The organism is Streptococcus sp. 2018037, from assembly GCF_019754195.1.
Classification (GTDB): domain Bacteria; phylum Bacillota; class Bacilli; order Lactobacillales; family Streptococcaceae; genus Streptococcus; species Streptococcus hashimotonensis.
Map to the genome: position 1 here is coordinate 76,912 of NZ_JAIJZQ010000008.1, position 10,096 is coordinate 87,007.

8 protein-coding genes and 1 pseudogene are annotated in these 10,096 nt (G+C 42.3%); 2 read left to right on the top strand and 7 right to left on the bottom strand.

Annotation, left to right across the window (positions count from 1 at the left end):
- Window positions 1–126: 126 nt before the first annotated feature.
- Entirely contained in the window at window positions 127–1,674 is a 1,548-nt protein-coding gene (gene cls, locus K5Q29_RS04775) for a cardiolipin synthase (protein WP_105139253.1), read from the bottom strand.
- Window positions 1,675–1,889: 215 nt separating this feature from the next.
- On the opposite strand from cls, the gene K5Q29_RS04780 reads away from it, so the two are divergent.
- Entirely contained in the window at window positions 1,890–5,075 is a 3,186-nt protein-coding gene (locus K5Q29_RS04780; RefSeq protein WP_221877016.1) for a M14 family zinc carboxypeptidase, read from the top strand.
- A gap of 37 nt (window positions 5,076–5,112) precedes the next feature.
- Here K5Q29_RS04780 and K5Q29_RS04785 read toward each other — a convergent pair whose 3' ends face one another.
- Genes K5Q29_RS04785 through miaA form a run of 5 tightly spaced genes read right to left on the bottom strand, consistent with a single transcriptional unit; the run spans window position 5,113 to window position 9,545 of the window.
- Window positions 5,113–5,868, bottom strand: a complete 756-nt coding sequence (locus tag K5Q29_RS04785; RefSeq protein ID WP_105139254.1) for an SDR family oxidoreductase — start codon at window positions 5,866–5,868, stop codon at window positions 5,113–5,115.
- Window positions 5,865–6,794 (bottom strand): ribonuclease Z, encoded by a 930-nt coding sequence (gene rnz, locus K5Q29_RS04790; protein WP_044693944.1) that lies wholly within the window; start codon window positions 6,792–6,794, stop codon window positions 5,865–5,867. The genes K5Q29_RS04785 and rnz overlap by 4 nt, the downstream gene beginning before the upstream one ends.
- A gap of 10 nt (window positions 6,795–6,804) precedes the next feature.
- A complete protein-coding gene (locus tag K5Q29_RS04795) occupies window positions 6,805–7,434 on the bottom strand; it encodes a cystathionine beta-lyase (protein WP_105139255.1) in 630 nt (209 codons plus the stop codon).
- Window positions 7,418–8,668, bottom strand: coding sequence for a GTPase HflX (gene hflX / locus K5Q29_RS04800; RefSeq protein ID WP_105139256.1), 1,251 nt, complete (start codon window positions 8,666–8,668; stop codon window positions 7,418–7,420). Before hflX ends, K5Q29_RS04795 begins: the two co-directional genes overlap by 17 nt.
- The gene (miaA, locus tag K5Q29_RS04805; protein ID WP_105139257.1) at window positions 8,661–9,545 is read right to left on the bottom strand and encodes a tRNA (adenosine(37)-N6)-dimethylallyltransferase MiaA; all 885 of its coding nucleotides are present in this window, start codon (window positions 9,543–9,545) and stop codon (window positions 8,661–8,663) included. Before miaA ends, hflX begins: the two co-directional genes overlap by 8 nt.
- 68 nt (window positions 9,546–9,613) lie before the next feature.
- Between miaA and K5Q29_RS04810 the strand changes: the two genes are divergently transcribed.
- Complete coding sequence (locus tag K5Q29_RS04810; protein WP_012775205.1) at window positions 9,614–9,784, top strand: DUF3042 family protein; 171 nt, start codon at window positions 9,614–9,616, stop codon at window positions 9,782–9,784.
- Window positions 9,785–9,932: 148 nt separating this feature from the next.
- Here the strand turns inward: K5Q29_RS04810 and K5Q29_RS04815 are convergent.
- Window positions 9,933–10,096, bottom strand: a pseudogene (locus K5Q29_RS04815) (IS4 family transposase); the annotation flags it as partial.

Sequence of the window (10,096 nt, forward strand, 5' to 3'; positions counted from 1 at the left end):
AAGTAACCTGTAACTTTTCCGAGTATAAACTATCTTTCTATTATATCATTTTCCAAGAAAAATGGAGCAAGGTAAGACCGAAACAGAATGTCGATCCCTTGCTCCATGAAGAACTAATAGTGCAATTTATAATAACGGTGAAATAATCCGCAGTAGGGCTCCTCCCAAACGCTTATACCAAGAGTACGTTTTATGGAAGGTTAGAAGGTTAATTTGCTGTGATTTTTTGAAGGAATGAGTAAAGTCATCCTTAATAGCTGCCAAAACTGCCGAATGATTGTAAATATAGAGACCGCACTCAAAATTAAGATAAAAAGAGCGAAAATCCATATTCACCGTACCAACAGTAGCTTTCTTATCATCGACCAAAACAACTTTGGAATGGACAAACCCAGGCTGGAATTCAAAGATTTCAATTCCTGCTTCCAAGTAAGTCGGAAAATCAGTACGAGCAGCCAAATAGGCTGATTTTTTATCATAGATGTGCGGGAGCAGAATGCGAACCTCGACTCCACGCTTCGCAGCATAAGTCAAATTATCAATCATTTCATCATCCAACACTAAGTAGGGTGTCATGATATAAATATAATCCGTTGCCGACTGAATCATGTCTAGGCAGACTCGTTTGGCTACCTCATCTCCATCAAATGGATTCTCGCCATACGGAAGGAAGAAACCTTCAGCATCAACGGTTTCGGTCTCTAAATCTTTATGCGTTTTGAGGTATTGTAGATCATCTGTCTCTGTCTTTTCATTGTAATTCCACATTTGAAGGAACATCAACGTAAAGTTTGCAACAGCTTCTCCCCTAATCATAATCGCTGCGTCTTTCCAGTAACCAAAACGCACTTTCTTGTTGATGTATTCATCTGCGATATTAATGCCACCAGTAAAGGCAACCTTTCCATCAATAATCGCAATTTTTCTATGGTCACGGTTATTTTGCACCGTAGATAAGGCTGGGATAATTTGAGAAAATACTTTGGCTTTTATCCCATATTTTCTCAAGGTTTTATAGTAATTATAGGGAAGATTGGTCAGTGAATTCATCCCATCATACATAAAACGAACTTCCACCCCTTGCGCTGCCTTTTCCTTCAAAATGTCAAGGATGGAATCCCACATATATCCCATATCGACAATAAAGTACTCCATGAAAATATACTGCTCTGCCTTTTTCAATTCTTCTAGTAGAGCTTCAAATTTTTCCTGACCTGTCGAAAAATAGACGGCATCCGTATTGGTATGAATTGGGTAGCCAACGTACTCACTCATGAAGTGAGCTAATTTCAGTTGCTCCTTATCTTCCCGCTCTAATGCCTTCATGACCTTTTCAGACGTCTTACTATACTCCCGAAGTCTTTGTGCTTGCTTATGAAAATTTTTACGATAGCGTTTGGTTTCAATGTTGGACTGCAAAATAAAATAGAATAGAGCACCAAAAATCGGAATACCAATGACAAAAACAATCCAGGTTAACTTAAAACTGGTATTCATCGGTCTATTGATGATTGAAATAGCTACAAAAATCGAAAAAATTTGCAAAACAATCAATAGAGCAGGCATATAGGTAGCTGCCGAACCTACCAACCATAGAATAAGGAAAATGGTTAGAATAATCAAACTAATGACGATAAAGGTCCGACTGTATATAATTTTCCAAAGTTTTTCCATACATCTCTCCCTTATTTTTTTACCATTATAACAGATTTTAGTTCATTATCCTACTCAAAATAAATAGTCTTTATGATCCGATATTTCTGAATATTTTAAATATATAAACATATTCAATTTATATTGTAAAGACATATATTTTTTGATAAGATAGGCATGAAATAACCCGTTTTAATTTACTACCCCGTACACATTATCAAAAGGAGGAAGTTCGCATGAAACTTTCATATAAGAAAAGGCTGTTGAATCAAGTCCTGCTTGCCTCAACAGTTCTTTTAGCTGCATCTCTCACTCAGGGAACGGTCTTCGCAAATACAGAGGAGATGCCAACTACTGCTAGTGAAACGGTGACTCCACTGCCTGAAGAGACTCCTATCATGGAAACTAGCACAAGCGAAGCTACAGATAATCTTGTAGAAGGGAAGGAGACAGAAAAACAAACTGAAGAAATAGCAGATACTTCTCCTACACCTGTTTCCACAGAAGAAGATACAACATCTTCCGAGCCCAATGCCGAGGAAACTACGCTCAGATTAGCTAATAATGATAATCAGGATACTACAGAAGAAAAATCTGCCGTACCGACTATTGATACAATTACACTCGAAACAAAAACTGTCTATCTATCGGAAGCAGTCACTATCACAGAATCCGTCACTCTTCCAGATACGACTGAAAAAATAGAATGGACATTGGATGGAAAGCCTATTTCCGAATGGAAAACCTGGAATTTGAAAGAGGGAGATTTCACAGGCGATACATTTATCACTGTAGAAGAAAGCAGACAGGATAACCAACTTCATTTGAATATCCAGCTCGCAGCTCTCTTTGGAGAAGATTTGAGCAAACGGACACCGAGTAATATTCGCCGTACCTATCGACATTTTATAAAAGATATGCTGTTGGAAGGTACTAGTGCCGATGGAAACTTGACCATTTCAAAAACTCTTCATTTCCGTCCTTATGAAGCCTACCGTACACATGAGGAAATGTTGACAGAGATTGAGGAAACTAAAGATAATGCTGCGACCGACCGCTTAGTAAGGATTGAGTCAATTGGTCAATCAGCTGAAGGTAGAGATATAAAAATGGCTGTTGTGGCTAAAGATCAAGCAAGTATTGATAAATACCTTACTGAAACAACGCCACTCATGCTGACCCAACCCGACCAGATGCTGAAACAGTTGCAAGCTGGAACCTTCGACTATAAATTACCTATTCTCATCAACAACACTCATGCTGATGAACAACCCGGCATAGATGTGGTAACTAGCCTATTCAAAGAATTTGCACAAAAAGATACCATTACTTTCCCATCTACAGATGCCGATGGAAATCCTGTTACTTTTCATTTAAAAGTGACAGATTTGTTAGATAAATTTATCTTCTTGTTCAATTTCACAGAAAATCCTGATGGCGATGTTAAAAACTTGCGTTCACTAGTAAATGGTTTGGACCCTAACCGTGATACTGGTTTCCAAGTGAATCCAGAAACACAAGCCATCGTCCGTCAAATCCACAAATGGAATCCAATATCTGTTTTAGATATTCATGGTTTTGTATCTGGATTTCTCATCGAGCCTGCCACTCCGCCACATGACCCAAACTTTGAATATGATTTACTAGCCGATATTATGCTGGAAAAAGCTCATGAAATGGGCCGAGCAGGTATTGCAAATTCTAAATATGAACGCTACACCATCCCTAAAGTCCACTGGGGAAATGGTTGGGACGATTCCTTCTCAGGCTATACAGCGGTGTATGCAATGTACCACGGTATTCTTGGACATACGATTGAAATTCCAGAAGGAAATCAAGAATCATTCAAGGCGGGATTCTTTGCTGTTTTGGGCGGTGTTCACAATATGGCAACCAAGCCAGACAGTCTCATGGAAATGCGTCTCAAATACTATTCTCGCGGTGTCAATAAGATAGAGGATCCAAAAGCAGAGTCTGAATTAGTCGGACCAGACGGAGCTGTTGTCGGACGTGTCAAAAAAGACCAGCCAAAATTCTTCCCAGACTACTATGTGATTCCTATGACGCTCGATAAACACAACGATATGCAAGAAGCCTTTAAGATGATTGAATATTTCAATCGTAATGGGGTTATTGTCAAGGAATTAACTGAAGATGTTGGAAACTTCCGCAAGGGCGACCTAGTTGTCGATATGGCTCAAGCCAAACGAGGATTCGCTAACCATGTCCTCTACGCTGGTTCTGATGAATCTACTTGGGGAGCCATGTATGCTGAATTGGTAGTCAACTTCCCAGATATGAAAGGCTTTAGCGCCAAGGCTATATTTGAAGAAAATGCCTTTAGCGGCAAATTAGGTAGCATCACATGGACAAAAGCTCCACGTACTACGGAAATTGATTTCAAAGCGCCTTACTATATCGTTGCAAACACATCTGAAAGCGCCGTTCAGGCCATTAATCAAGCCATCAAATCAGGTGCTAAGGTCTATCTTACAGACGATGGCTACATCATGGAAACTAACCAATTTAGCCACTTGCTGGACACCTATGCTCTATACGGCGAGCCTCTCTATAAGAAGCCTCTTGGACAAGAATTGAAAGCAATGAAGGTGTATGCTCCTTCTCACTCTTATAGTTGGGCAGGTGACTTTGCCATTCTTGCAAATGCTGCACTTGCGGTAGAACGAATGGGCTTTGAAATTGTCAATAGCCCAGATGAGGCTGATGCTATCATTCTCGAATCAGATCAATTCGATGCCAGTGTATTTGGTAAGAAACCAATTATCATCGTAGGTGGTGTCGCCATGCAAAAACTGGAGGAATTAGGAATCTTAGCAGGTTTCAATGCGGAACAATTTACAGATGGTGGTGACTATGAAGGTCTCATGCGGGCTATTATTGATGATAAAGATCCATTAACAAGTGGCTACGCTATGAATGGACTTTTCTATTCCAACTCCGGTAATTGGATTGAAGGCATTCCTGAAGGATTTAAAACACTTGTTAAAATCGCTGACAAAGATTATTATATCGCAGGTTGGTGGCCTGGTCATGACAAATTAGCCAATAAAATTGTCGCTATCGCTGGAAATTATCAAGACCAACCTGTCTTTATCTATGCAGGTAATCCAACAAACAAGGTCCACCCTATTCACTTCTTCCGTTGGGTGTCCAACGCCCTCTTTGGTAGTCAATTAGCAACCTTAGAAGACTTACCAGCTGTAGAAATTCTTGTACCACAACCTGAAATGCCAAAAAATATTCTGGATGAGGCGCCAAAAACTACTACAGTAGTACATACCACCAAGTCTACCGATACAAAACAACTACCTCAAACAGGTGAAAAAACAAACTATATCGCTATCGCATTAGGTAGCCTACTTCTAGGCAGTATCGCCTTACGTAGAAAAAAACGTAGCTAGTATACACGAAAACGCCGAGTTTTATTTCGGCGTTTTTCTATTTCAAATTAAATACTGTACTGGCCAAGTAGTCTGCTATTCTCGGAAAGAGAGTATAGAGTTTATGAGCAGCTGCTAGTGACCAAGGCAGATTGATGTCTCGTTTCTTCGTTCCCATAGCTGAAACAATCTTCTTGGCAACATAGTCCGGCTGTAGTAAGAAAGCCTTGACGCTCTCTTGATAGCTTCCATCTAGATCTGCTTGGTCGAAAAAGCTGGTTGCGATTGGACCTGGATTGACCGTAGTAACCGTCACACCATACTGGGCTAATTCCAAGCGAATGGTATTGGAAAAACCCATAGCTGCAAACTTGGTCGCCGAATAAACGGATGACTTGCTTGAAGCAATCAAGCCTGACATGGAAATGATATTGATCATCTGCCCGCTCCGTCTTGCCTTCATTCGTTTACCTACTAAACGGCACATGGTCATCAGAGCAAAAGTATTGATGTCAAACATAGCCTGCACCTGCTGGCTGGAAAAATTCTCAAAATCATCGTAAATGGCATAGCCAGCATTATTGACTAAAATATCAATCTGACCAAACTGACTATCCAGTTCATCGAAAAATGCCGTCAGAGCTATTTCATCTCGGATGTCTACATCAAAGACAGCCTTTTTTTCATGGTAAGCATAGAGCTGCTCAATTTTTTCGACATCACGACCTAGTAAAATCAAAAAATCATCCTTCAGCAATGGCACCATTTCCTGTACCAAGCCACCAGAGGCACCTGTGATTAGAATGGTTCTCATAGCTCAATTTCCTCTAAATCCTTGACAATATGAACCTGCTCGAAAATAGTACTTGCATCTTTCCGTAATTGACTAATATCCTTTGATAAAAATCGTGGACTGATATGATTAAGCAAGAGCTGCTTGACACCAGCATCCTTGGCAACCTGAGCGGCTTCCATATTGGTCGAATGCCCATGCTTGCGAGCAATCTTCTCATCGCCTTTTCCGTAAGTCGCCTCATGTACCAGCACATCAGCATTGACAGCCAGACGGACACTGGCATGACACTTGCGCGTATCGCCTAGAATGGTCACTACCTTACCAGGCCGAGGAGGAGAAATATAGTCGCTGGCAATGATTTCCCTGCCGTCCTCCAAGGTCACGTTTTGACCGTTTTTGATTTTTCCAAAAAGGGGGCCAAATGGTACACCTGCCGCGCGCAGAGCCTCTGCATCCAATGTCCCTTCCAAATCTTTCTGGATGACACGATAGCCGACACAAGGAATGGTATGGTCCAGTTTTTCAGCGAATACTGTGAATTTGTCCGTTTCCAGGACCTGACCTACCGTATCAACATCAAACTCATGAAAATGAATGCGATATGGTAGGCGTGTCCCTGAAACTTTCAAACTTGCCAAGACAAAGGAACGGATGCCAACAGGACCGTAAATATCAATATCAGTCTGCTCCTCACTTGACTGGAAAGAACGGCTAGACAAAAAACCTGGCAGTCCAAAAATATGGTCTCCGTGCAGGTGAGTGATAAAGATTTTTGCGACCTTACGTGGACGAATAGTCGTTTCCAAAATTTGATTTTGAGTTCCTTCGCCACAATCAAAAAGCCAAACCTGATTGATTTCATCCAAGAGTTTCAAGGCCAAACTGGATACATTTCGAGCCTTGGAGGGCTGACCAGCCCCCGTACCTAAAAATTGAATTTGCATTGTTTACTTTCTAATGTTTTATATATAAAATTGCAGAGCGACCCGACCAGGCAAAAAATGACTGACCAGAAAAACCTTCCGCTACTTCCAGCACTTCTTCCTGATTAAAGCCAGAAATCTTGACCAAACCTTTTGTCGTCTCCACTTGGGTCAAGAGATAGTCTGTTTCAACTTCCTCTAACTCGGCGTCCTTAAAGGGATTGGCTTTCATGAAAATCTTGCCCTCCTCCACAAAGACAACATAGTGGGGAAAGACTTGGGCAATTTCAAAGAGCAAACTCTCCGTCACTTCCTCGTCTTGCTCCGAAAAAACCTGAGCCAGACCGTCAGCCGACACATAGGCAAATCCGAAAGACTTACCTGATAAGTTGAGACGGACAAAGGGCTTGCTTTCAGCAAAGCTTGGCTCTTTTGGAAAAAGGCTCAGCTGCTGAGAGAGGGTCAGATAGTAGTCCGTCGCCTCTTCTGCCCCTTGTTTCTGGTAGATTTCCGCAAAATAGGCATTGATAACCGAGGGCGGTGGCGTGATAAAATCTAGTTTTTGTTGGTCAGTCAAGCCAACTAATTTATTTGCCAGATAGACCTTGTCCAGACTGGTAAAGCCACCGTATTTGATTGCCAAATCAAGATAATCCGTCATAAAATTCTTCCAACTTCCATTTATTGCTGGAAGCGATATAGCCTGATACCACTTCCACATCCTCTTCGTAGGTCCGATTTTCTATCAGAGCTAGAGTAGCTAAATCGTGCAACTTGTAAGCTTCAGCTAGTGGGACCCTGACCTCAAACCGTTCAAACATGGTCTTAATCTTGGCCAAGACCATCATTTGTATATGGCCTTTGGCATTGTCAGCCTTGGCTGACAGCATGACATGAGGAAACTGACTGGGGGTAAAGCTGTCGTCCGTCTTGTCCAGCTTGTTGTAGAGGGCTAGACGTGGAATGTCCAGCATATCCAGGTCCTTGAGAATGTCCAAGACCACCTGCTCCTGCTCGCTATGATTGGGATCAGAGGCGTCGATGACATGGAGCAAGAGGTCCACATTCATGGACTCCTCCAAGGTGGACTTGAAGGCAGAAATCAACTCAGTCGGCAGGTCCTGAATAAAACCAACCGTGTCGGTCAGGGTCACGTTGAACTTGTCTGCCAAGTTAATCTGCTTGGTCGTAGCATCAAGTGTCGCAAAGAGTTCGTCCGCCTCGTACTGCCGCTTATCCGTCATAGCATTCATAATGGTGGACTTACCAGCATTGGTATAGCCAATCAAGCCAATCTTGAAAACACCTGATTGCAGGCGGCGTTCGCGGACAGTTGCTCGGTTTTTCTCTACCGTTTTGAGTTGGCGTTCGATGTCATGAATCTGGTTGCGAATGCTTCGACGGTTGAGTTCCAGCTGGCTTTCACCTGGTCCACGAGAGCCGATACCACCGGCCTGCCGGCTGAGCATGATACCCTGACCAACCAAGCGTGGCAACATATACTTGAGCTGGGCCAAATGAACCTGCAGTTTTCCCTCGTGGCTCCGTGCTCGCATGGCAAAGATATCCAAAATCAACTGCATGCGATCGATGACCTTAACCCCCAGAATCTCCTCCAAATTGACATTCTGACGGGGTGTCAGTCGGTTATTGACAATGACGGTATCAATCTCATCAGCTTCGACCATCTGGGCAATTTCTTCTAGTTTCCCTGAGCCGACAAAGGTCTTGCTGTCGTATTTTTCACGTTTTTGAGTATAGACTCCCTTTACCAGAGCGCCAGCCGTCTTAGCAAGGCTTGCCAGCTCTTCCATAGACATTCCAAAGTTGTCTGTCTGCTGTAATTCCACTCCGACCAGGAGGGCACATTCTTGTTCTTTCTGCGTTTCAATCATTTAAAAATTCCTCCACGGCGGTGAAAATCTGTGACTTGTAATCTGGCTCGCCTACTGAATAAAAGGGAACCTGCATGCGATTTCTAAACCAGGTCAATTGGCGTTTGGCAAAGCGGCGGCTATTTTGCTTGACCTTATCAATTGCTTCTTCTAGGCTGATTTGACCTGCTAAGTATGGGAAAAACTCCTTGTAGCCAATTCCCATAGCAGCTTGGGCTTGGGGTTGCTCTCTGTAGAGCCAGCTAACTTCATCTAGTAAGCCCGCCGCCATCATCATATCCATTCGCTGATTGATGCGGTCGTAAAGAGCCTGTCTGTCATCCGTCAGGCAGATGTAAAGAGGCTCATATTCTGACTCTGTATTTTCTAAGTTTTTGCCAAACTTTTTCAACTCAAGTCCACGAATGATTCTCCGTCGGCTGTTTCCCTCGACTGTCAAACCTGCCTGCTCTGCCATTGTTTCCAACACTTCATCAGGCAAGTTATCCAGCTCCGCCCGATAAGCAAGAACTTGCTCCTGGTCAACTTGACCGCCCAGATGGTAGCCTTCAAGCAGACTCTGGATATAAAGACCTGTCCCACCCACGATAATAGGTAGCTTGCCACGACTAGTAATGTCTGCAATTAAGGTCTTGGCTTCTGCTACAAATTCATAAGCCGAATAACCCTCGGTCACATCTCGGACATCAATCAAGTGATGAACCGCAGCAGCCTGCTCTTCAGGACTAGCTTTTGCCGTACCAATATCTAGTTTGCGATAGACTTGCTGGCTATCACCGCTGATAATTTCTCCATTGTAGCGCCGGGCCAATTCAATGCCTAAAGCGGTTTTTCCTACCGCAGTTGGTCCAATGACCACAATAACTTTAGTTTTCATCTTTTTCCTTGAAAATATTTTGTTTTTTCGCTAAAATCTATTATAACACAAGTAAAGGAGAAATAACTATGGCTAAAGGTTTTGGTAAAGGTTTCTTGACAGGTGTTCTTTCTACAGTTGCTCTTGCAGCAGGCGCAGTCTTCACTGTTCACAAAACAATCATTGAACCAGAAGAAAAGAAAGAAGCCTTCATTGAGGAAAATCGTAAAAAAGCTGCTCGTAAACGTGTAGCACATTAAAAAGCTGGCAGGAGTCCCAATGTCATTAAGTTAAGCATTTAAGTAGCTAAAGAAACTATTCCCGTCCGAGCAGTTGATGATAAGACGGGAATAGTTTTTGTATTTAGGGCGCACAAAAAGGAAGGTTTTTAACCTAAATTTTTAACTATTATGATATTCTATAAGTGAAGCTTACGGGAGCCTGGCTTTTTATCTTTCTTTGGAAGGTTCGATTGGGTCGAATAATGGATAAATGCTTAGCAATGTAGGTTTCTAATTGGAAGGAAGTAAGTTCTTCTCTAAGAAATTTTCGACAGGCATAAACAGCGTCTG